The sequence below is a fragment of the Sinorhizobium fredii USDA 205 genome (genome assembly GCF_001461695.1).
GTDB lineage: Bacteria > Pseudomonadota > Alphaproteobacteria > Rhizobiales > Rhizobiaceae > Sinorhizobium > Sinorhizobium fredii.
The window spans coordinates 14,366-37,607 of record NZ_AUTC01000166.1; the positions used below are offsets into that span (position 1 = coordinate 14,366).

Below are 23,242 nucleotides of genomic sequence, written 5' to 3' on the forward strand. Positions count from 1 at the left end.
AGCGTCGGGGCACGGGCCATGAAGGAACTTACCGCAAGCGAGCTGACGCGGCGCGTGCTGCACCTGATCGTCAGTCTGTTCATCCTGCTCTGCGTCACCTTCGTCATCGGCCGTGTCCTGCCGTCCGATCCGGTCGGCGCGATCGTCGGCGAGCTGGCGGATCCGGCCGCCTACGAGGCGATGCGAACGCGGCTTGGCCTCGACCTGCCGCTCTACCAGCAATTCTTCATCTATCTGAAAGGCCTCTTTCACGGGGACTTCGGCCAGGCAATCCTCACCGGCAATTCGGTCGCCAGCGACATGCTGCAGGCCTTTCCGGCAACTTTCGAGCTGGCGACGCTGGCGGTCATCATCTCTGCCGTCGTCGGCATCCCCCTGGGGCTCGCCGCTGCGCTGTTCCGGGACAGCTTCATCGACAAGTTCGCCCGCGTCGTGGCGCTGGTCGGCCACTCCATCCCGGTCTTCTGGTTCGGCATCGTCGGGCTGGTGATCTTCTATGCGACGCTCAACTGGGTCGGCGGACCGGGCCGGATCGATGTCTTCTACGAAGGCATGGTTGAGCCAGTGACGGGCATGCTTCTCATCGACAGCCTTCTGGTCGGTGAGACCGAGATTTTCTGGAATGCGCTTTCGCACGTCATCCTGCCGGCCGCCATCCTTGCCTACATGGCCATGGCCTATATCACCCGCATGACGCGCAGCTTCACTCTGGAGCAGCTCAGCCAGGACTATGTGATCGCGGCGCGAGCGAAGGGCGCGGGGCCGGTCCGAACGGTTGCCCATCACGTCCTGCCGAACATTGCCGTGCAGCTCATCACGGTGCTGGCGATTTCCTACGGCAATCTGCTCGAGGGCGCGGTGGTGACCGAAATCGTCTTTTCCTGGCCGGGGATCGGCCAATACATGACGAATGCCCTGATGATCGGCGACATGAATGCCGTGCTCGCGGCAACCATCATCGTCGGCTTCGTCTTCATGCTGCTCAACTTCATTGCGGACATCGCCTATGCGGTTCTTGATCCGCGGACCCGGGAGGTGGCCCGATGAGTGACGCGATCCAGACCGATGCCGAAATGCTGCAGTCGCCGGGGCTCATGGCGCGCATCGGTTCGGCCGTCCGCCGCGCCTTCGGCAAGCTCGCCGAGGAACCGCTCGGCCTTGCCGGCTTCGCGATCATCGGACTGCTCCTGGTGGTGGCCGCCTTTGCGCCGCTCATCGCCCCATACGATCCAACCGCCCAGTCTCTCTCAAATGCGCTGCAGCCGCCGAGCCTCGCGCATCTCGCAGGGACCGACGAATTCGGGCGCGACATCTTCAGCCGCCTCCTCTATGGCTCGCGCATCACCATCCAGACGATATTCTTCGTTTCGATCATCGTCGGCCCGATCGGGCTCGCGATCGGCATCGTCTCCGGCTTCTTCGGCGGGCGGACCGACGCGATCCTCATGCGCGCCACGGACATCGTGCTGTCCTTCCCGTCGCTGATCCTGGCGCTTGCCTTCGCGGCGGCGCTCGGCGCCAGCCTTTCGACGGCGATCATTGCGATTTCGCTGACCGCCTGGCCGCCGATCGCCCGTCTCGCGCGCGCCGAGGCCCTGGTGGTCCGCAATGCGGACTATGTCGCCGCCGCCCGGCTCTATGGAGCAAGCCCGCTTCGGATACTCTTCCTCTACATCGCCCCGATGTGCGTCCCCTCCGTCATCGTGCGCCTCACGCTCAACATGGCCGGCATCATCCTGACGGCGGCGTCGCTCGGCTTCCTCGGCCTCGGCGCCCAGCCGCCGGCGCCGGAATGGGGGGCGATGATCTCGAGCGGCCGCAAGTTCATGCTCGATTTCTGGTGGGTGGCGGTAATGCCGGGCATTGCCATCCTGCTGACCAGCCTCGCCTTCAACATCGTTGGAGATACGCTCCGCGACATCATGGACCCACGCCATGCAAGATCGTGACGCCTCGCCGATCCTCTCCATTCGCGACCTGAATGTTCGTTTCGGTCGGAACGCAATTGCCGCCATCACCGATGTCAGCTTCGACGTCGGCCGCGAGCGCGTCGGAATCGTCGGCGAATCCGGCTCCGGCAAGTCGACGACCGGCCGGGCGATCATGCGGCTGCTGCCGCCCAAGGCCGGCGTGACTGCCACAAGGATGGCTTTCTGCGGCGAGGAGATCCTCGACAAGACCGAGCGGCAGATGAACCGGCTGCGGGGGCAGGAAATGGCGCTGATCATGCAGGATCCGCGCTATTCGCTGAACCCGGTCCTGCCGATCGGCAAGCAGATCGCCGAGTCGGCCCGGCTGCATCTCGGTCTCAAGGGCAAGGAGGCCTTGAAGGCGGCGCGCGACATGCTCGCCCGGGTGCGGATCAACGATCCGGACCGGGTGATGCGGCAATATCCGCACCAGATCTCCGGCGGCATGGGCCAGCGCGTGATGATCGCGATGATGCTGATCGCGCGGCCGAAGCTCGTCATCGCCGACGAGCCGACCTCGGCGCTCGACGTCAGCGTGCGCAAGGACGTTCTGCTGCTGCTCGACGAGCTGGTGCGCGAGAACAATTCCGGCCTCATCCTCATCAGTCACGACATCCGGATGGTGGCAAGCTTCTGCGACCGGATCATCGTCATGTATCGCGGCCGGATCGTCGAGGAACTGACGGGCCTGGACAAGGCGCAGCATCCCTACACGCGGGCCCTCATCGCGGCCATGCCGGACGCGCGCCATCCGGTGCGGCGGCTTGCCGTCATGGACCGCCAGGCGCTCGACAGGATCGGGGAGAGAGTAGCGTGATCAGGGTCGAGAATCTCGATGTCGCGTTCGGCCACGGCCAAGGCCGCCACCATGTCGTGCGGCAGGTCAGTCTTTCGGTGGCGCGCGGCGAGACGCTCGGCATCGTCGGCGAGTCCGGTTGCGGCAAGTCGACGCTGCTGCGCTCGCTGGCCGGCCTGGAACGCGGCTGGACGGGGCGCATCTGGTTCGAGGGGCGCGAGGTCGGAACGGTCCGCCGGCGCGAGGAGCTCAAGCTTGCCCAGATGGTGTTCCAGGACCCCTACGGTTCGCTCCATCCGCGCCACCGCATCGGCACGGCGCTCGCCGAGCCCTTGAGGGCGATGGGATATCCAGACGATCGACAGAAGGTGCTGCGGGCCCTGCGACAGGTTGGCCTGCCTGCCGATTTCGCCAATCGCTTCCCGCACGAGCTCTCGGGCGGCCAGCGGCAGCGTGTCGCGATCGCTCGGGCGTTGATCCTCTCTCCGCCGATCCTGCTGCTGGACGAGCCGACCTCGGCGCTTGACGTTTCGATCCAGGCCGAGGTTCTCAACCTCTTGGCGGACCAGCGCGACGAGCGAAGCCTTACATTCGTGCTGGTGAGCCACGATCTCGCCGTCGTCGCCCATATGTGCGATCGGGTGCTTGTGATGAAGGACGGGACATTCGTAGACGAACTGACGAAGGATGACCTGCAGCGCGGCGTCGCCCATCACAGCTATGCGCGCGAGCTTTTCGAAGCGAGCTTCCTTTAAGGTCAGCATGTAACCAGCGGGTTCATACGGCGGGAACCATGCTTTTGATTCTGCTGATGAGCTCGCTGCCGTCGAACGGCTTGGTGAGGCGCGGCAGGCAGCGAAAGCGCTCCGGCAGATCGGACCCGGCATAGCCAGTGAGCAGCAGGACGGGCACGTGGCGTTCGAGCAGCTCGTCGACGAGCGGGTAGACGAACTCGCCTCGCAGATTGAGGTCCAGCGTCGCCACGTCGAATGTCTCGGCGCGCGATGCCGCGATTGATGTGCTGAGGCTGGTGAACGGTCCGACCACCAAATATCCGGCCGCGATTAGATCGTCCTCGATCTGCAGCGCCACCAGAAATTCGTCTTCGACGACGAAGACCCGGCATGGCTGCGCGGCGGTCATGGGGAAGGTTCGCGAGGGTAGGGGATATCGATCGTGCAGACCAAGCCCTGCGGCGCGAATTCGAGTTGGACTTCGCCGCCAAGGTCGGAGGCCAGGACGCGTTCAAGCAGCAAGCGGCCGAACCCGTTGCGTTTCGGGGCGAGGACCGGCGGACCGCCCGATTCACTCCAGCGGACCCGGAGCCGATCGGTTCCCCGAGCTGACCATTCGATATCGACGCTGCCACTCTTCACCGAAAGCGCACCGTGTTTCGCGGCGTTGGTGGCGAGTTCGTGCGCCGCCATGCCGAGCGTCAGGGCGTATTTCGGCGGCAGCTTTGTCGGCGGGCCGGCGAGCGTCACGTTGTTCCTGGCGTCGTCATGATAGGGGGCCAATTCGTCGAACAGCACGGTTTCCAACGAGACGCCTGACCAGCTTGCTTCGGCGAGACGAGTATGGGTTTGCGCCAGGGCCCTGATGCGGGCATCGAAAGTGCGATGCGCCTCATGGAAATCCGGGTTGATCGAAAAAGACTGGCGAGCAATGGAGCTTACGATTGCAAGTGTATTTTTGACGCGGTGGCTGAGCTCGGCGACGAGAAGGCTGCGCTGCGACTCGGCTTCCTTGCGCTCTGTGATGTCCATGCAAACGCCGGCCAGCTTGCCCGGCTTCGCGGCACCCTGAGGCGAGAACTGCCCGAACGTCTCCATCCAACGAATGCTTCCGTCCGGGAGCCTGATGCGGTAGACGACGTGATACTCCTCGCGAGTCTCCATCGCCCTGGCGATTTCCAGCTCGACAAGCGGAAGATCGTCGGGATGTATGTCCCGTTTGAAATCGGCAAATGTGCCTCCGAACGTTCCGGGCTCGATATCATGGAGCGCCTCGAGGCCCGGCGACCATATCACCTTGCCGGTGCCGATGTTCCATTCCCAGGCGCCCATCCGTCCGGCACCGAGCGCGATCTGCAGCCGGCGTTCGCTCTCCCGCAGGGCTTCTTCCACCAGCTTGCGCTCGGTTATGTCCACCGATGCCGCCACTGCGCCGATCACTTCACCGGCGGCATCGCGCAACGGCGTCGCATTCCCGAAGACGTGACGCGACGTTCCATCTTCGAAGCGAATTTCCTCCTCGAAATTCTGCACGTCCTCGCCCCGAGCCGCGCGCTGTACCGGCAGCTCCTCAGGCGCCAGCATTCGTCCCGTGGCAAATACGCGGAAGTTGTCGGGGCGCTCGCCGGTCGGGGCCGACAGTGACAAGTTGCCATCCGGTGCTTGCCGGAGAAGCTCATAGGCGGCTCGATTGCCGCTGATGACCCGGCAATCCGGCGTGCGCGCGATCCAGATCGACGCCGGCACGGCCTCCATGATGGCCATCAACTCGGCCGCGCGTGCCCTCTCTGTCGCCTCGTTTTGCCGCAATTGCTCCTCTGCAACGCGCCTTGCCTCTTCGGCGCGCATGCGCTGAATGCTGAAGCCGAGTTGCCTCGCGATCGTCAATGCCACACCGATCTCGTTGTCGGTGAAGACATGCGGCCGGTCGTAGTAGGTCATGAACTTGCCGATGAGCCTACCGTCGGCGACGAGCGGAATGAAGCCGAGCGCAGCAATGCCTTCCGCTTCGATTATCGGTCTGAGGGCAGCCAGGGCCTCGGCGTGTGCTACGTCCTGGAGGAAGATGGGCTCCGGATCTTGTTCCTCGGCGGTCCAGGGGGAATGCCCGTCAACCGCGCCCCGATATTGTGACGAAAGACCGCGCCAGGCAACGAAATGCATCGTTGCGGTGCTTTCGAAAAGCAGAATGGAGGCGCGGTGGCATCCAAGCGCACCCTGGATGGCATCGAGCGCGGCTTCGTAAACCTCCGAGTCGTCCTGGGCCCGATGGAGTCTCTCGGTCAGGCGATAGAGTGCGGCCTGTTCGCGCAAACGGGCGGCCAGCGCCTCGCCGGCCCGCTTTTGTTCGGTGATGTCGCGGGCGATCTTTGATGCGCCGACGATACGTCCTGTAGCATCGCGAACCGGCGAAACTGTCAGCGAGATTTCGATCAGGGCGCCATCCTTGCGGCGGCGTGTCGTCTGGTAGTGATCGATGCGCTCGCCGCTGCGGATGCGTCTGAGGATATTGGGCTCCTCGTTCTCATAGCCGGGCGGCATGAGAATGGTGATCGACTTGCCTACGACCTCGTCGTGCGCATATCCGAAGAGCCGCTCGGCGCCCTTGTTCCAGCTTGTTATGATGCCGTTCAAATCCTTAGTGACGATGGCGTCGTCCGAGGATTCGACAATTGCCGCAAGATACCGGGAATCCTTCTCTGCGCTCTTGTGGTCGCTTATGTCGACGAGGAGATTGACCGCGCCGGTCAGTTCGCCGGACGCGTCGAAGATCGGTGTCGGATGCGGGAGGAGTAATGCCGTCGAACCGTCCGGTCGAACCGCCACCAGTTCCTGTCCCCTGATCGGCTGTCGCCCTTTCAGCGCCATTGCCATCGGGCATTCGTCGTGCGGCAGTGGCGAGCCATCGGGCCGGCGAAGCTTCCAGCTGACGCACCAGCGATCCTGGCCGAGTTCCGGCTGACGCCCGGCGAGATCGGCCGCGGCTGGGTTGCAATAGGTGACGAAGCCCTCCGCATCGGTCGTGTAGACGGCAAAGGCCAGTGCATCGAGTGCCGCTCGAAAATCCGGTGACCCCAAGGCACCAAGATCGCCCAAAACAAATTTGGGCAGAGTTTCCGCACTGCACATAGTTCCCTCCGCACGCCGCGTAGCACCGGACAACGCCGCTGATCGGAGCTTTGTTCCAGAACGCCCCAAAAGACGTAGGGGTGTGGAGGCCGGCCGGCGATGGTAGGTTCGCCGGAGGAGGGGTGTAGCCTTTGGGCTTCGCGGAGGAGGTCAACCAAACTGGAGATATTCGATGAGCAGAACTGTGCTGAATGCCGTGGGCGTGCCCCTCTACTATAGCGGAAGCTCGACGGCCTGGTTTTCCGCCACCGGATCGGGGCCGACGCTCCATGGCACCGCCGGCAACGATTCCATGTGGGGCGATAGTTCCGTCAATGTCACCATGATCGGCGGCAAGGGGGACGACATCTATTACCTCTATTCCGGGATCAACCGGGCCCGCGAGGCGGCGGGCGAGGGTGTCGATACGATCAATACATGGATGAGCTACACGCTTCCGGAGAACTTCGAGAACCTGACCGTCACCGGCAATGGCCGGTCCGCCTTCGGAAATGACATCGACAACATCATCAAGGGTGGCTCGGGAAGCCAGACGCTCGACGGTGATGGCGGCAATGATGTGCTGATCGGTGCGGGTGGCGCCGACACCTTCGTATTCGCGCGCGGCAACGGAAGCGACCTTATCACCGATTTCAACTTCGACGACATCGTCCGTCTGGATGGCTATGGGTTCACCTCCTTCGAGCAGGTTCTGGCCAATGTGAGCCAGGAGGGTTCCGATCTGAGGCTCGCCTTGGCTGACGGCGAGAGCCTGGTGTTCGCGAATACGACTGTCGATGAATTGCAGGCACACCAGTTCCGGCTCAGCCTGGATCGCTCCGTCCTGACGCAGACATTTTCGGACGAATTCAACACGCTTCAGCTCCGCAATGGCACGAGCGGCGTCTGGGATACCAAATTCTGGTGGGCGCCGGACAAGGGAAGCACGCTTACCGGGAACGGCGAACTGCAATGGTATATCAACCCGAGCTACCAGCCGACCGCTGCCGCCAATCCGTTTTCTGTTAGCAACGGCGTCCTGACGATCAAAGCCGCGGCTGCGCCCGAAGCGATCCAGGCGGAAATCAACGGGTATGACTACACGTCCGGGATCCTGACGACCCATGCGTCCTTCGCCCAGACCTATGGCTATTTCGAAATCCGCGCCGACATGCCGGATGACCAGGGCGTATGGCCGGCCTTCTGGCTCCTGCCCGCCGACGGCTCCTGGCCGCCGGAACTCGACGTTGTCGAAATGCGCGGGCAGGACCCGAATACCATCATCGCCACCGTGCATTCCAACGAAACCGGCTCGCAGACCAGTATCGCCAGCGCCGTGAGGGTTGCCGACACAAGCGGCTTTCACAAATATGGCGTGCTTTGGACGGAAGACGAGATCGTCTGGTATTTTGACGACGCGGCGATCGCGCGCGCCGACACGCCTTCGGATATGCACGACCCGATGTATATGCTTGTCAATCTTGCCGTCGGCGGCATCGCCGGCACGCCGAGCGACGGGCTGGTCGACGGCTCCGAGATGAAGATCGACTATATCAAGGCCTATCAGCTGGACGCCGGCTGGCAGATCTGAGATTAAGGAGGCCGACGCCAAGCCGCCGGCCTCCCTCTCAAGACTTATTTCTGGATGCAGGTATCCACCGTGTCCTTGGTGCATTCGTCGAGACCGGTAAAGACCGGATCCTCGACCGGTTTGCCGGCGATCAGGTCCATCATCACCGAGGGCGCCTTATAGCCCATCTCGAAGGGGCGCTGCCCGACGAGGGCAGTGACCAGGCCCTCTTTGGCGATTGCCACCTCGTCGCCGATCGTATCGGCGGCGCCGATGACGAATTCATTCTTGGCGATCTTGTCGGCCATCGGCTTGAACAGGTCGCGGTAAGGCTGCGGTGCGCCGAACAGCGGCCAGCCGCCCATGATGCCGAAGGCATCGAGGTCGGGATTGGCGGCAAGGATGTCGGTCATCGCCTGCACGCCTTTTGCGCCGTCGTCATTGGTGAAGACCGGGCAGCCGGCGACTTCCGTCCAGCCGCCCTCGCCCTTGAGTTCCGCCAGCCCTTTTTGACCCGTCAGCGCGTCGCGCATGCCTTGGGCGCGGCGCAGGATATTGTCGGCGCCCGGATTGCCTTCGATGGTGCAGATCTTGCCGCCGTTCGGCTTGCCCTTCTTGATGTACTCGCCGATGCGGAAACCCATCAGGTAATTGTCTGTCCCGAGATAGGTCTTGCGGAGCGCTGAATCTTCGGCCGCGAGGTCCGCATCGAGCGTCATCACCGGGACTGTCGGATTGGCGGTCTTGAGCGTCTGGGCGATGAGCTTGGCGTTCGAGGGCGAAATCGCGATCGCCGCCGTATCCGCCTTGCCCAGCATATCCTGGACGATCTGCGCCTCACCTGCCTCGTCGGATGTCGAGGCGGGGCCGGTGTAGAAGCACTCATATTCCGAATCCGGATTTTCCTTGTTCCACTTCTGGCAGCCCTGGTTGATCGCCTCGAAGAACGGGTTGTCGAGGCCTTTCACGACAATGACAAGCTGTTTCTTCTGGGCCAGAGCGGTTCCGGCGCTGAGCGCCAGGACGGCTGCGGCAAGCAATAATGCCTTCCTCATGCTTTCCTCCCTTGAACGCACGGACACCCCGTGTCCGCGACACCAGTCAGCCGGGATACCAGACGACGCGCGGATTCTCCGCTGCGCGCTCGTACTGCCAGGCCGAGTCTAAAAGCTTCTCCAGATCATGGCCGGGTTGCCAGCCCAGCAGGTATTTGGCCTTGCTGTTGTCCATCCAATTGGAATGGAAGCGGCTCGGGATATCGACGGAGCCAAGGCCGCGCGTGCGGGCGAGATAGGCGGCGACTTCGCCGTAGTCGACCGGTCGATCCATCGAAATGTTGAAGAGCTGCCGGACCGCACGGGGGTTGTCGATCGCCGCCAGTATCGCCGCGACAAGATCGTCGACATGGATGAAGTTGCGCTTTAATGGCCGCTCGTCGGCGTCCAGCAGCAACGGCACCGTGCCGTCATTCGCGTAGCGCTTCGCATCAGCTTCGGGAACGAGATTCTTCCAGATCGGCCCGCCGAACACGTCGTCGCCAAAGGACAGAGAATACTTGAAGTCGTCCTTCTCCATGATCCACGGCGCGCGCAGGCAGCAGCCGTTGATGCCGTACTGGATGCCATATTGCTCCAGCATCACCTCTTCGAGGACCTTCGACAGGGCGTAGCAGCCCGGATAGGCCCGATGCGGCGTCGCCTCGGTGATGGGACCGTCGTGCCGGTAATGGAAATGGCCTATGCCGGCATCGCCGCCGATGAGGATGAACTGCCGTGCGGTCTCGCTGGCGCGGAATTCCTCGAGCAGCCAGAACAGACCCTTGACCGTCACGTCCATGACGCTGTCGGGTGTTTCCTTGCAGGTGGCGAGATGGACGACATGCGTCACCCCGACGAGCGCGCGGGCGGCGACGTCGCGCTCGGCGATCGAGCCGCGGACCATTTCGACACGGTCAGTTTCGGCACACAGGCGGTTGTGGCAAAGCGCGCGGATGCGCGCCCTGGAAAAACGCGGATCGTCAAGCAGCCCAGCGATGAGATGCTGTCCGACCTTGCCCGTTGCCCCGGTGACAAGGATCAGCATGCTCTCCTCCTGCTGATAGCTAATATCCACGCGCTTCGCGCGTCAACGAATATTTGTAATACAATATTAGTTCGCGCGCATGTACGTCTTTATTTGTAGGACGATTGATTGACGCTGTTCCGCGCATTTGCGTAAATGGAGATCGCATTACCCAGGGGGAGGAGACCCGGGCGGCGGCGGCATATAGGCTCTTGCCAAGCGAGGTATGCTCGGAGCGCAGCTTCGGCCACAGGTATCGGGAGGCTAACGTGGCGGTTCTCGAACTCGCCAATATTTCCAAGCATTTCGGCGCCATCCAGGCGGTCAACGACGTTTCGTTCACGCTTCAGGCGGGCGAGGTCGTCGGTCTTATGGGCGACAACGGCGCCGGCAAATCCACCATCGTCAAGATGATCGCCGGAAATTATCGGCCGAGCCACGGTACCATGCGCATGAATGGTGCCGAACTCGTCATGCACCGCCCTGTCGAAGCCCGCCAGCACGGCATCGAGATCGTCTATCAGGACCTGGCGCTCTGCGATAATCTCAGCGCGGCGGCGAACGTCTTCCTCGGGCGCGAATTGCGGCGCGGCGTCGGTCCGCTGCGCATTCTCGATTACAAGTCGATGTACCGACGCGCCGGAGAGATCTTCAAGGAGTTGAAGTCCGAAACCCGGCCGCGCGACCTCGTCAAGCAGATGTCGGGCGGGCAGCGGCAAGCCGTGGCGATCGCGCGCACCATGCTTTCGGAAGCGAAGATCGTGCTGATGGACGAACCGACGGCGGCGATATCGGTCCGCCAGGTGGCTGAAGTGCTGAATCTCATCCGCCAGTTGCGTGACCGCGGCATCGCCGTCGTGCTGATCAGCCACCGCATGCCGGACGTCTTCGACGTTGCCGATCGTGTCATTGTCATGCGGCGCGGCCGAAAGGTCGCCGACAAGGCGATTGCGGCGAGTTCGCCGGAAGAGGTGACGGGCCTGATCACGGGTGCAATCGAACAGGTATAGTCAGCGCAGGGAAAGCGAAGGTCGGTCATGGCAATTACCTTGGATCGGGCGATCGGGCAGAGACAGCAGAGCTGGGTCACCTCGGTTCTGTCCAGCCAGACATTCTGGGTGCTGGTCGCCGTCATTCTGGCCTGCCTCTTCCTGTCGGTGGCGACGGATACCTTCGCGACACCGAAGAACCTCTACAACATCACCCGCAATTTCACCTTCGTGGCGATTATCGCCCTCGGCATGACGCTGGTGATCATCACCGGCGGCATCGACCTGTCGGTCGGCTCGGTCCTGTGCCTCTGCAGCATGGTGCTCGCGGTGGTCATGAATGCCGGCTACAGCATCGAAATCGGGATTGCCGCGTCGGTCGGCACGGCCCTCCTCATCGGGGGTTTCAACGGCGTCATGATCGCCTATCTCGGCTTTCCACCCTTCGTCATCACACTCGGGATGCTGTCGATCGCGCGAAGTCTGGCGATGGTCGCCTCCAACAACACCGTCGTCTTCCAGTTCGGACCGGATCACGACATGCTGCTGGCGCTCGGTGGCGGGGCCTGGTTCTTCGGCATCGCCAATCCGGTGATCTACATGATCGTGCTGGCGCTCCTCACCGGCTTCGTGCTGCGCTGGACGAAATTCGGCCGCTACGTCTTCGCGATCGGCGGCAACGAGCACGCCGCGACGCTGACCGGCGTTCCGGTCCGCCGGATCAAGGTGACGGTCTACATGATTTCCGCGCTTTCGGCGGGCGTTGCCGGCATCATCCAGACCGGCTGGCTCGGCGCCGTCACCACCAATATCGGCGCCGGCATGGAGCTTCAGGTCATCGCCGCGGCGGTCATCGGCGGCGCCAACCTGGCGGGTGGGCTCGGCACCGCTTCGGGCGCCTTGATCGGTGCGGCGCTGATCGAGGTGATCCGCAACAGTCTCGGCCTGCTCGGCATCAACGCCTTCTGGCAGGGAACGTTCATCGGCGGGGCGACGGTGCTCGCCGTGCTGTTCGATCGCATCCGCAGTTTCCGCCAGAGCGAATAGGGGGCCGCTGACGGGTGGCAGAGCCCTTCAGCCCTTGGCGAGAATGCGCTGCATCTCCTCCATTGCGGCGTCGAGTTGCGGGTCGCGCCCCGCCGCATAGGGCAGGCTGAAGGCTACGGCTATGTCGGGTTCGACGCCACGGCCTTCCAAACGAAGACCGTCGTCGATGACCGCATCGGAGACAGCCACTTCCAGCAGGCTGTCATCGGGAAGAAGAAAGGCCCGTCCGGCGAGCAAGGCACCGGCCGTACGGGAGCCGACAAGCGGTATGCCATTCACCTTCAGGGCGTGGGCGAAGAGCTCGAGGCCGCTTCTCGATCCTTCATCGATGATCGCCACGACCGGCCGGCGCCAGCGCACGGTCCCGAGCATGTCCTTGCCGTCCCGCGAGATCAGCCGGAATGTCGGTACCCCGCCGACAAAGAGGTCCGCGGCGTCCGGTGGCCCCCCGCCCCAACGGCCGCGCAGGTCGACGATGACGCCGTCAGCGTCCTTGAGGCGGCCGCTGGCGAGCTCACGGGCGACGATGTTGAGGCCGTCGCGGGTGGAGAGGGTCCAGAGCCGCAGATAGCCGATGCGCCGGCCCTCCCGTTCGGTGACCGCAATGCTGCTCTCTATCGCCTTCTCGAATGTGCGCAGCGGCTGCAGACGCTCGACGGCGATCGTGACAGTGAGGGGTCGCGCCTCCCGATGCCGGCGCAGCCGGACGTCGACGGTGCGCCCGACCTTGTCTTCGAACGATGCGATCTCCCGGTACGGCAGACCGTCCACGGAGAGGATCTCGTCGCCGACCCTTATGCCTGCCCGGTCGGCGGGCGCCCCGTCATAGACATCGCTGACGAAACGCAGTCCGTCTTCGAGGCGCGTGACCATGCCGATGCCGGCATAGCGAACCTCGCCGTCCGGCGGAAACAGGCGTTTGATATCGTTGCGGATGGCAAAACGGAATATGTCGGCCAGTTCGTAATAGTCGATCGTGTCGGCGGTGAAGCGGCCGGTGTGCGATACGGCGAGACTGGCGAGGACGCTCTCGACCGCTGCGTCGACGCGATCTTCGGAGCTCTTGGCCGTCAGTGCGCCGCGCTCATCCGTCACTTGTCGGCGGACCGCAGCGCCGAACCGGTCGAGCGCCGATGCGTCATAGAAATTGTCGACGACCAGCTCGACGGCGCGATCGAACACGGAATGGCCAGAGCGGGGCAGATCCAGAGCGAAGCCCTGACCGGGCACCAGCAGGAGCAGGAGCGCGAAGGGCAGGGAGCCGAACGTTTTCATCGTTGCGGAGCCTTGTTTCTGTCAATGGCCAACTGTATCCGCAAAGCTGCAGCCGGATCGAGGCTCCCCTCAACAACATTCCGTGAAGGGGCGCGTCCCGGTCGTTCCGTCCTCTTCTCGGAAGACGCCGTTCTTGTTCAGCTTCGGCTTTCGGGGTTGCGATGCCGCAAATGCCCGAAACGAAAGCGGCCGGCCGCGGCCGCGCGCACCATCATCATTTCTCCGATGGTCTCATGGGTCATCAGGCCGACCAGGCGGTCCGTGCTGTCCACGACCGCGATCGCAGGGGAATTCGCCTCCTGCATGAGCCTGAGGCTTTCGTCGAGGCGTTTGCGATGGTGGATCCTTGGCACGTCGCGACGCATCACCTGGACGATGGGCGCTGCTGCGCCCTTCTCCTTCAGGGTTCGGATCATGTCGTCCCGCGTGAGCAGGCCCTCGAAATGGCCGAAGGCATCCACGACCGGAAACTCGCGCTGCGTCGTGGCAAGCAGGGCTTCGATAGCCTCGTCGATGCTCGCCGTGCGGTCGAGCGTGGCGAATTCGGTAATCATCACGTCGCTCACGAGAATACTGCCGGAGACCTCGCGGATTTGGGCGTTCTGCGCTTCCGCGGTCGCTGCCAGATAGACGAAGATTGCGATGAAGATCAGCAACGGATTGTAGAACAGGCCAACGAAGCCGAAGACGAAGGCCAGGCCCTGGCCGATCATTGCAGCGATCTGGGTGGCGCGCGGCCAGCTCAAGCGCGAGGCCAGCGCGGCCCGCAAGACGCGGCCGCCGTCCATGGGAAAGGCCGGGATCATGTTGAAAAGCACCAGAAAGACATTCACCCCGGCCAGCCGCGCCAGAAAGCTCATATGCGGGTCCTCGATCCCGGCGATCTGTTCGAGACCGACGGAGGTCCTGAGCACAACAATGATGACGCCGGCGATCGCCACGTTGACAAGCGGTCCGGCGATCGCGATCACGAATTCCGCCCCCGGTTCTTCCGGCATTCGCTCGAGCCGTGCGACGCCGCCAATCGGGAGAAGCGTGATATCCGGCGTCTTGATGCCGAAATGGCGCGCCGCGGCGATATGGCCGAATTCGTGCAGGACCACGCAGCCGAAGACCGCCAGGACGAATGCGACGCCTTCAAGGGCGGCCGGCGTGCCGCCGATCCTATAGTGCATCAGCCAGATCCAGACGAGCAGCAGCGCGAAGGTCACGTGCACGCGAAGCGCCGTGCCGGCAATCGTTCCAATCCTGAAAGACCAAGCCATATTCGCGATACGCTCCTGCCGTGCCGTCGTTTCACAGGCGCTCTCGGCAAAAATCTGCCAGGATCGAGTGTACGCTGCCGACGTCGGCTTTGACATCCACCTCGATGGGCGCGGTTGACGCGGCCGGCGGCACAGCGAGGACATCCGCACAATTAAAGGCCAGGGGAGCGTTCCGTTACGGCTTCAGGCGCGCTTGCCGCTTGAACATCTTCGGCAGGCTTCGTGTCTTGCTGCAGCTCTCAATAGGCTCTCGCCGGTACAAACAGACAGATCGTTCTTCCATGGTCCTGGCCCGCCGCCGAGCACCAATGATATTCGCCGTCTGGCGAGATGCGCACCCTTCTGTCGGAATAGGGGAGGACCTCGCCGGTCGCGTTGATGATGTAGCCTTGTGGGCGTTCGCTTATCGCCGTCTGGTTGACGTGCCGGCAGTCGAAATTCGAGCAGCAAGAGTTCGGATATTTCCAGCCGCTCGGTGCGTCATGGGCGTAAGCAAAGGTGTTTATCGACAATCCGACCAGCAAAAAGAAATATCCGCGCATTGCGATCTCCTCCTACAACGGAAGTCGAAAGACAAGACACTACATTCGAAATCCGATCTAACGGTTTGAATCGAATTACTTTCTCGATTTCGATCAAAGAACGCGAAACATTGTGATCGACAAGCAATGATCGCCAGTTCTCCAACGCAAGACATAGTTCAGAACCGACAGCGTTCATTGATGCTTACAAGCGGCGGGATCATCCAAAACGATCCACATCAGCCGGCGTTACAGTTCAAATCGGGCGAATTCACGTCCTGCCGGCTGTAGATAAGCCGAACAACTACCTATGATTGTTCTTGAATCGCTCATGGCTACTCAGGACTGATGGATGTGAAGAGCATCGCTCGCGCCTTCGACGAGCTCCATCGGCCAGAGCGTGTTCGCGGTCGCATGCGGATAATGATGCTTGAAGGCCGGCATGGTCGCGAGCAGCGTTTCGGCCAAGGCAACGCCGAGATCGCGCAGCGACAGGCGGAAGCAGGTGAGCGACGGCGAGAGGAACTGGGCGTGTGGACTGTAGCGCCCGATGACGGCGATGTCGCGCCCGGGCTTGACGCCTGCCTCGGAAAGCGCCCGGTAAAAGCCGATCGCGATCGTTTCGTTGATCAGCACGATGGCGGTCGGCCGGTCGTCCAGCGCGAGGAGGTCTCGGCCGATCTGATATCCGCCCGCCTCGTTGGGAGTGGACCGAAAGACCAGGTCCTCATCGAGAGCGAGACCGTGCGCAGCCAGCGCCTCGCGGCAGCGTTCGACAAATACGTAGCCGAGGTTGACGTCGTCGTGCGGCCGCGTGACGGCGATGCGGCGATGCCCGTGGGCGACGAGCCGGTCGATGGACGCCTGCGCCATGCCCTCGAAATCGAGGTCGAGCCAGGGTTGGCCGGCATCCGTCAGGGTTCTGCCCAGGGTGACGAAGGGAATATTGCGCTCGGACAGGAGTTCGACGCGCGGATCGTGGCGTTGCGTTGCCGACAGGATCACGCCGTCGGCAAAGCCGCGGGCCACCACGCGGCGCAGATAGTCGCCCGGGTCCTCCTGCGATGAGCAGAGCAGGGCGACGAGATCGAGCTTGTGCCTGGCGAAAACCGCCTGCACGCCGTCGAAGACGCTCATGAAGAACGTGTCGCCCTGACCGGTGATCTCCGTTCCGGTCTGCATCATGAAGCCGATGATGTTCGTCGTGCCCTGGCGCAGGCTTCGCCCGGACTGGTTCGGCACATAACCAAGTTCCTTGGCGGCCGCCAGCACCCGCCTGCGCGTTTCCTCGTTCACATCGGGGCGGCCGTTCAGCGCCCGGGAGACCGTTCCGATCGATATATCGAGATGCTGCGCAAGACGCCGAATGCCCTTCATTTCGGAGTGTTTCCTCCTCTGTCCGCCCCGCCGGCTCTGATTCCCTATTGACATGTTTCGGAAACTCCGCATAGTTCCGTAAACGTTTACGGACGCCAATACAAGGCGAAAACATAGGTTTCGGGAGGAGAATCGTGATCTTGCGCGCAGTTCTGTGCGGGTGCGGAGCTATGGCCACAGGCTGGGTGAAGGCGATCGCTGCCGACCCCGATCTTCGGTCGGCGATCCGGATCGTCGGCCTCGTCGACGTGAAGCCCGAGATCGCCGTCGCCCTCGCAACCGCGTTCGATCTCGAGGACGTCGTCATCGGCTCTGACCTCGATGCCGTGCTCGCCCAAACGACCCCGGACATCCTTTTCGATATCGTCGTGCCGGCGGCACGTCGCGACGTGGTTGCCACCGGCTTCAGGCATGGCTGCCACGTGCTCAGCGAGAAGCCGATGGCCGCTTCGCTCGATGCCGGCCGGGAGTTGATCCGCCTTGCCGATGAGGCGGGGAAGCTGCATGCGGTCGTGCAGAACCGTCGCTTCATCTCCGGCGTACGCCGCATCCGCCGTTTCGTGGAAGAGGGCGGACTCGGCGAACTCACCGGCATTCACTGCGACTTCTTCATTGGTGCCCACTTCGGTGGATTTCGCGAAGAGATGGAGCACGTGCTGCTTCTCGACATGGCGATCCACACCTTCGATGCGGCCCGTTTCGTCGCCAACAAGAAGCCGCTTGCCGTCTACTGCCATGAGGAGAACCCGCGCGGCTCCTGGTATCGGCACGGCGCGGCCGCAACGGCGATCTTCGAGTTCTCGGATAACGTGACGTTCACCTATCGCGGCTCCTGGTGCGCCGAGGGCGCCGACACGAGCTGGGAGAGCGCGTGGCGTATCACCGGGACGCAAGGCACCCTGCTTTGGGATGGCGCCGAAAGCTTCCGTGCCAATACGGTTGCGAGCGGCGAGGACTTGCTGCGCGAACCGGTGCCGCTCGAAATCCCGCAGCCCGCCGACCCGCGGCAAACTCACGGGCACGCCAGCGTGATTGCCGATTTCATCGCGGCGATCCGCAGCGGCAAGAAGCCGGAGACGGCGAGCGACGACAATATCAACAGCCTTGCCATGGTGTTCGCGGCGATCGAGAGCGCCCGCACCCGGCAGCGCGTGACAATCTGAACGAGGCAACCGATGAGCAATCCAGCCAAGTCCATCCGCATCGGCACCATGGTGAGCGCCACCAAGGGCGGGGCGGCGCAACGCATGGCCGAGATCGCCGACTTCGGCTTCGAAAGCTTCGAGCCCTTCTTCTGGCAGACTACCAACGGGCAGAACCTCGCCGATCTCGGCAAGCGTTGCCGCGAGGCGATCGGCGATCGCGACGTCACCATCTCGACGCTCGGCATGTTCGGCAATCCGCTCGAGGAGACCGATATCGACCTGCAGACGCTGCAGGGCTGGAAGGACTGCATCGATAATGCCCACCATTTCGGCGCGACCTGTGTAGCGGGCTTTACCGGCCGGATCCGTAACCGGCCGCTCACCGACAGCCTGCCGCGCTACCGGAAGGTCTGGCGGGAGCTCGCCGCTCGCGCCGCCGACAAGGGCGTCAAGATCGCCTTCGAGAACTGCGCCATGGACGGCAACTGGGCGACAGGCGATTGGAACATCGCCCACAATCCCGATGCCTGGGAAATATCTTCAACGAGACGCCGGACGACCACATCGGGCTCGAATGGGAACCCTGTCACCAGATGGTCTATCTCATCGAGCCGCTGCCGCAAATCCGCAAATGGGCGCACAAGATTTTCCATGTGCACGGCAAGGACGCGACAATCCGCTGGGACGTCATCCGTGAGCACGGCATCTTCGGCAAGGAGAAGTTCGTCTTCATGCGTACGCCGGGTTTCGGCGACAGCAACTGGACCGACATCATCTCCGAGCTGAGGCTGGCCGGCTGGTCCGGCGCGATCGACATCGAAGGCTGGCACGACCCGGTCTATCGCGACGCGATGGAAATGACCGGCCAGGTGCATGCGCTCAACCACCTGAAGACCTGCCGGGGAGGTGACTTCGTCGTCGACCCTGCTTGAGACGAGACATGCCTGACGGCCTGCGTGGAGGATGCAGGCCGCGGGAGAACCATGAGAGGAGGAGTCCATGGGAATCCGCAGATATGCAATGCTGGGCGCGTTCGCCCTTGCCAGCCTTTCCGTGCCGGCTTTTTCCGCAAGCGCGGAAGACGTGACGATCAGCGTCTGGTCGCTCGACAGAGATATTCAGCCGGCGCCGAACTTGATAAACGATTTCAATAAGCTAAATTCAGGAATTAAAGTCGAGTATCGCCAGATCCAGTTCGATGACGTCGTCAGCGAGGCGATGCGCGCCTATTCGACGGGTCAAGCCCCGGACATCATCGCCGTCGACAATCCGGAGCACGCGCTGTTTTCCTCGCGCGGTGCCTTTCTCGATCTCACCGACATGATTTCGAAATCCGCGGCGGTCAAGCCGGAGAACTACTTTCCCGGACCGCTCGCCTCCGTGACCTGGGACGGCAAATATTACGGCATTCCGAAGGCGACCAATACGATCGCGCTTTACTACAACAAGGACATGTTCAAGGCGAAGGGGCTTGACCCGAGCAAACCGCCGCAGACCTGGGACGAGCTGGTCGAGGCGGCGCGCAAGTTGACGGACCCGGCCGCCAACGTCTACGGCCTCGCTTTCTCGGCCAAGGCGAACGAGGAGGGCACTTTCCAGTTTCTGCCCTGGGCGCAGATGGCCGGTAGCAGCTACGACCACATCAATTCGGAAGGTGCCGTCAAGGCGCTCGACATCTGGAAGACAATCCTCGACGAGAAGCTTGCCTCGCCGGATTCGCTCACACGCGGCCAATGGGATTCGACCGGTACCTTCAATTCCGGCAATGCCGCGATGGCGATCTCCGGTCCCTGGGAACTCGATCGCATGCTCAAGGAGGCGAAGTTCGATTGGGGTGTCGCGCTTCTCCCCGTGCCGCAGGCGGGCGCTGAACGCTCCTCGGCGATGGGTGATTTTAACTGGGCGATCTTCTCGAACACCGAGCACCCAGAGGAGGCCTTCAAGGTCCTCGAATATTTCGTCTCGCAGGACGACCGGATGTTCAAGAATTTCGGACAGCTGCCGGCCCGCTCCGACATCTCTATCCCGCCGACCGGCGTGCCGTTGAAGGATGCGGCTCTCAAGGTCTTCGTGGAACAGCTGAAATATGCCAAGCCCCGCGGCCCGCATCCGGAATGGCCGAAGATTTCGAAAGCCATCCAGGACGCGATCCAGGCGGCTCTGACCGGCCAGATGAGCTCCAAGGAAGCGTTGGATCAGGCGGCCGAGAAGATCAAGGCGGTCCTTGGCTGAGAAGGCATCGCCGCTTTATGCGGCGGTGGGCATTCACCGGCGGATTGTCGCGCATGATCCGTCCTCATTTCCTCCCGAGAGAGGCGATCTCCGGCTGCGGCCGGGATCGCCTGCGGGGATAGCAATGAAGAGAATTATAGCCAGCGTGACGGACGGCAAAGGTTTCGACATCGGTCTTGTCCTGTTGCCGCTCGCCTTCCTGTTCATCATGTCCGGGCTGCCGCTCGTCTACAATTTGGTGATGAGCTTCCAGGAGGTCGACATGTTCAGCCTCGGTAGCTTCGTGCGGCCATTCATCGGCTTGAAGAACTATGCCGATCTCTTCTCGCAATCGGAAACGCGTCCGATCTTGCTCAATACGGCGATCTTCGTCAGTGCCTCTATTGCCGGGCAATTCCTGATCGGCTTCGGTCTCGCGCTGTTCTTCTGGATGAATTTTCCGGGCGCTTCCTGGCTGCGCGGCCTCTTTCTCGTCTCCTGGGTGATGCCGGGCCTCGTTGTCGGTGCGATCTGGAACTGGATTCTTTCCGGCGATTTCGGGGTCCTCAACTTCTTCCTGCGGGAAACCGGCGTCACCGACGGCAATATCTTCTGGCGCTCCGACCCGAATTATTCGCTCTGGGCGGTTATCATCGCCAATATCTGGCTTGGCACGTCGTTCAACATGATCCTGCTCTCGGTCGGGCTATCGGGCATCCCGAAGGACCTCTACGAGGCGGCCGAACTCGACGGGGCGAACGCGGTGCAGCGCTTCTTCACGATCACTTTGCCGATGATGCGCTCGACGATCGGTGCCATCATCGCGCTCGGCCTGATCTTTACCCTGCAACAGTTCGACCTTTTCGCCGCGATCACCTCCGGCGGACCGAACAACGCGTCCAATGTTACGCAATATTGGGCCTGGGATCTCTCCTTCCGCCAATATGATTTCGCAAAGGGTGCAACGATCTCGGTGATCATGATCGTCTTTGTGATGCTCGCTTCCGTCGTCTATGTGCGCTCCACCCGCCATGAGGTCAGAGGATGAGTGACACGTTCCGCAATCGGCTGATGTTCGCCGTCGCGCTCGTGCTCGCGGCCATCTACCTCTTCCCGCTCTACTGGATGTACATCACCGCGCTGAAGACCGGATCAGCGATGTTCGCAACACCACCGAAGTTCTTGCCGAGCGAGCCGCAGTGGGGAATCTACCAATACGTCTGGCAAAGCCGCAACATGGGACGCTATTTGTGGAACTCGCTGGTCATCGCCTCCGGCGCCGTTTCGCTCATCGCGGTGCTCGGCGTCGGCTGCGCCTACGCACTGGCGCGCTACCGCAATGCCTGGGTGGATGTCGGGCTTTTCTTGATCCTGATGCTTCAGGTGCTGCCCGCCTCGCTGATGGTGACGCCGATCTTCGTCGGCTTCTCGCAATTCGGCCTGCTCGACACGCCGCGGCTGGCGGTCATCCTGGCGATCGCTGCAAAGAGCATGCCCTTTTTCGTCGTGCTCGTCAGGGCGACCTTCATGAGCGTGCCGATGGAACTCGAGGAGGCGGCGCTCGTCGACGGCAATTCGCGCATCGGCGCCTTCTTCAACATCGTCCTGCCGCTTGCGAGAAACGGCATCCTGGTCAGCGCCATCCTGATCTTCATGCAGTCCTTCGGCGAGTTCGTCTATTCAAAATCGATGATCCAGGCGGTCGAGTTGCAGCCGGCAAGCGTCGGGCTCAACTCCTTCATGGGTCCGAACACCAATGAATGGAACAACATCATGGCCTACGCCACGATCTACGTGACGCCCATTCTCGCCGCCTTCGTCCTTTTGCAGCGCCGCATCGTTTCCGGCCTCACATCGGGAGCCCTCAAATGACCCTTCAGATCGAGCTCAACGGCATCAACAAATATTATGGTGCCTTCCACGCACTGAAGGACATCAATCTTGCCATCGAGGAGGGGACCTTCGTCGCCCTCGTCGGGCCCTCCGGTTGCGGCAAGTCCACGCTGCTCCGCTCGCTCGCCGGCCTCGAGAAGATTTCGACCGGCGAGATGAAGATCGCCGGCCAGCGGATGAACGATGTTCCGCCGCGCAAGCGCGATGTGGCGATGGTCTTCCAGTCCTACGCGCTCTATCCGCACATGACGGTCGAGCAGAACCTGACCTACAGCCTGCGCATTCGCGGCGTGAAGAAGGCGGAGGCGCTGAAGGCCGCCGCAGAGGTGGCGGCGACCACGGGCCTCGCGCACCTGATGAAACGGTATCCACGCGAACTCTCGGGCGGGCAGCGCCAGCGTGTCGCGATGAGCCGCGCCATCATCCGTCATCCGAAGGCCTTCCTGTTCGACGAGCCGCTTTCGAATCTCGACGCGGCTCTTCGCGTACATATGCGCAAGGAGATCCGGGCGCTGCACGATCGGCTGCACGCCACCTCGGTCTATGTCACACACGATCAGATCGAGGCGATGACCATGGCCGACCACGTCGTCGTCATGCGCGACGGCGTCATAGAGCAACAGGGGCGACCGCTCGACCTCTATGACAGGCCGGCCAACAGGTTCGTCGCCGGCTTCATCGGCTCGCCGGCGATGAACTTCATCCCGGCCGTCGTCGGCGAGGGCGGGGCAGACGCGGTCCTCGATTTCGGCAGGACGCGGGCGAGACTGGCGCTTGCCGTTCGACTGGCGCCTGGACTCGGAGTCACGGTCGGCATTCGCCCGGAGCACATCAGGATCGTCGCCGCCGGCGAGGGAGCCTTCGATATCCCCATCGGCGTCGTCGAGTCGACCGGCTCGGCCACCTATGTCACCGCCGCGACGCAGCCTGAACTGACCGTGGTCGAGACCGGGCGCGGCGACGTGAAAAGCGGCGACATTATCGGCCTTGCGATCGATCCCAAGCAACTGCATCTGTTCGACGCGGAGACGGGCAAGCGGATCGAAGGCGAAAGAGTGCGCAACGACGGGCGTTCCGCCGCGCGGGCTGCCCCTCATCCCGCTGCCGCGACCTTCTCTCCGTCCTGACGGGGAAGGGGGGCAAGCCGCGCTCACCTCGGCCGACGTTCCGTTTGCGAAGAGAGGCGCGATCTTGTGGCGAGAGCCCGCCGCGAGTCTCCTTGGTCCCGCTTGTGGCAGGGCTGTCCGGGGAAAGTTCAGCCATAGACGAAAGCCATCTGG

Annotated in this window: 20 protein-coding genes and 1 pseudogene; 13 read left to right on the forward strand and 8 right to left on the reverse strand. The window is 62.6% G+C overall.

The features are described from left to right. The first annotated feature begins 18 nt into the window (after positions 1-18). From N181_RS24235 to N181_RS24250, 4 genes are read left to right on the forward strand one after another with little or no spacing between them, the layout of a single operon-like run. Entirely contained in the window at positions 19-1,047 is a 1,029-nt protein-coding gene (locus N181_RS24235; RefSeq protein WP_037397755.1) for an ABC transporter permease, read from the forward strand. Positions 1,048-1,073: 26 nt separating this feature from the next. Next, positions 1,074-1,949 carry an ABC transporter permease gene (locus N181_RS24240; RefSeq protein ID WP_370009504.1) on the forward strand — a complete coding sequence of 292 codons (876 nt, stop codon included), beginning with the start codon at positions 1,074-1,076 and terminating at the stop codon, positions 1,947-1,949. Next, positions 1,936-2,787 (forward strand): ABC transporter ATP-binding protein, encoded by an 852-nt coding sequence (locus N181_RS24245; RefSeq protein ID WP_037397761.1) that lies wholly within the window; start codon positions 1,936-1,938, stop codon positions 2,785-2,787. Before N181_RS24240 ends, N181_RS24245 begins: the two co-directional genes overlap by 14 nt. Then, on the forward strand, positions 2,784-3,521 hold the full coding sequence (locus tag N181_RS24250; RefSeq protein WP_037397764.1) for an ABC transporter ATP-binding protein: 738 nt from the start codon (positions 2,784-2,786) through the stop codon (positions 3,519-3,521). The genes N181_RS24245 and N181_RS24250 overlap by 4 nt, the downstream gene beginning before the upstream one ends. Positions 3,522-3,543: 22 nt before the next feature. Here the strand turns inward: N181_RS24250 and N181_RS24255 are convergent, their stop codons facing one another. Together N181_RS24255 and N181_RS24260 are read right to left on the reverse strand one after the other, a co-directional pair. Beyond that, positions 3,544-3,909 (reverse strand): response regulator, encoded by a 366-nt coding sequence (locus N181_RS24255; RefSeq protein ID WP_037397767.1) that lies wholly within the window; start codon positions 3,907-3,909, stop codon positions 3,544-3,546. Continuing rightward, positions 3,906-6,629 (reverse strand): PAS domain S-box protein, encoded by a 2,724-nt coding sequence (locus N181_RS24260; protein WP_037397770.1) that lies wholly within the window; start codon positions 6,627-6,629, stop codon positions 3,906-3,908. Before N181_RS24260 ends, N181_RS24255 begins: the two co-directional genes overlap by 4 nt. A gap of 172 nt (positions 6,630-6,801) precedes the next feature. On the opposite strand from N181_RS24260, the gene eglC reads away from it, so the two are divergent. Then, positions 6,802-8,199 carry an endo-1,3-1,4-beta-glycanase EglC gene (gene eglC, locus N181_RS24265; protein WP_037397773.1) on the forward strand — a complete coding sequence of 466 codons (1,398 nt, stop codon included), beginning with the start codon at positions 6,802-6,804 and terminating at the stop codon, positions 8,197-8,199. 44 nt (positions 8,200-8,243) lie between these two features. On the opposite strand, the gene N181_RS24270 is transcribed toward eglC, so the two are convergent. Both N181_RS24270 and N181_RS24275 read right to left on the reverse strand, forming a co-directional pair. Then, a complete protein-coding gene (locus tag N181_RS24270) occupies positions 8,244-9,233 on the reverse strand; it encodes a sugar-binding protein (protein WP_014331664.1) in 990 nt (329 codons plus the stop codon). A 46-nt stretch (positions 9,234-9,279) separates the two neighbouring features. Next, positions 9,280-10,260, reverse strand: coding sequence for an NAD-dependent epimerase/dehydratase family protein (locus N181_RS24275; RefSeq protein ID WP_037435336.1), 981 nt, complete (start codon positions 10,258-10,260; stop codon positions 9,280-9,282). Positions 10,261-10,451: 191 nt separating this feature from the next. Here N181_RS24275 and N181_RS24280 point away from each other — a divergent pair, with 191 nt between their 5' ends. Continuing rightward, entirely contained in the window at positions 10,452-11,249 is a 798-nt protein-coding gene (locus N181_RS24280; RefSeq protein ID WP_192936440.1) for an ATP-binding cassette domain-containing protein, read from the forward strand. A gap of 27 nt (positions 11,250-11,276) precedes the next feature. Further along, positions 11,277-12,275 (forward strand): ABC transporter permease, encoded by a 999-nt coding sequence (locus tag N181_RS24285; protein WP_037397782.1) that lies wholly within the window; start codon positions 11,277-11,279, stop codon positions 12,273-12,275. A gap of 27 nt (positions 12,276-12,302) precedes the next feature. Here the strand turns inward: N181_RS24285 and N181_RS24290 are convergent, their stop codons facing one another. The 4 genes from N181_RS24290 to N181_RS24305 all read right to left on the reverse strand — a co-directional run bounded on the left by N181_RS24290 (position 12,303) and on the right by N181_RS24305 (position 16,713). Then, complete coding sequence (locus tag N181_RS24290) at positions 12,303-13,550, reverse strand: S41 family peptidase (RefSeq protein WP_060563947.1); 1,248 nt, start codon at positions 13,548-13,550, stop codon at positions 12,303-12,305. 137 nt (positions 13,551-13,687) lie between these two features. Then, positions 13,688-14,815, reverse strand: coding sequence for a site-2 protease family protein (locus N181_RS24295; RefSeq protein ID WP_037397786.1), 1,128 nt, complete (start codon positions 14,813-14,815; stop codon positions 13,688-13,690). A 239-nt stretch (positions 14,816-15,054) separates the two neighbouring features. Continuing rightward, positions 15,055-15,357 (reverse strand): hypothetical protein, encoded by a 303-nt coding sequence (locus tag N181_RS24300; RefSeq protein ID WP_014331670.1) that lies wholly within the window; start codon positions 15,355-15,357, stop codon positions 15,055-15,057. Positions 15,358-15,675: 318 nt separating this feature from the next. After that, a complete protein-coding gene (locus N181_RS24305; protein ID WP_037397789.1) occupies positions 15,676-16,713 on the reverse strand; it encodes a LacI family DNA-binding transcriptional regulator in 1,038 nt (345 codons plus the stop codon). A gap of 131 nt (positions 16,714-16,844) precedes the next feature. On the opposite strand from N181_RS24305, the gene N181_RS24310 reads away from it, so the two are divergent. The 6 genes and pseudogenes from N181_RS24310 to N181_RS24335 all read left to right on the forward strand — a co-directional run bounded on the left by N181_RS24310 (position 16,845) and on the right by N181_RS24335 (position 23,089). Beyond that, positions 16,845-17,876 (forward strand): Gfo/Idh/MocA family protein, encoded by a 1,032-nt coding sequence (locus tag N181_RS24310; RefSeq protein WP_080579246.1) that lies wholly within the window; start codon positions 16,845-16,847, stop codon positions 17,874-17,876. A gap of 12 nt (positions 17,877-17,888) precedes the next feature. After that, positions 17,889-18,790, forward strand: a pseudogene (locus N181_RS24315) (sugar phosphate isomerase/epimerase family protein). Positions 18,791-18,857: 67 nt separating this feature from the next. Beyond that, complete coding sequence (locus tag N181_RS24320; protein WP_037397799.1) at positions 18,858-20,090, forward strand: ABC transporter substrate-binding protein; 1,233 nt, start codon at positions 18,858-18,860, stop codon at positions 20,088-20,090. A 124-nt stretch (positions 20,091-20,214) separates the two neighbouring features. Continuing rightward, the gene (locus N181_RS24325) at positions 20,215-21,117 is read left to right on the forward strand and encodes a carbohydrate ABC transporter permease (protein ID WP_037397802.1); all 903 of its coding nucleotides are present in this window, start codon (positions 20,215-20,217) and stop codon (positions 21,115-21,117) included. Next, positions 21,114-21,941, forward strand: a complete 828-nt coding sequence (locus tag N181_RS24330) for a carbohydrate ABC transporter permease (RefSeq protein WP_037397805.1) — start codon at positions 21,114-21,116, stop codon at positions 21,939-21,941. Before N181_RS24325 ends, N181_RS24330 begins: the two co-directional genes overlap by 4 nt. Next, complete coding sequence (locus tag N181_RS24335; RefSeq protein WP_037435323.1) at positions 21,938-23,089, forward strand: ABC transporter ATP-binding protein; 1,152 nt, start codon at positions 21,938-21,940, stop codon at positions 23,087-23,089. Before N181_RS24330 ends, N181_RS24335 begins: the two co-directional genes overlap by 4 nt. Positions 23,090-23,242: the final 153 nt, after the last annotated feature.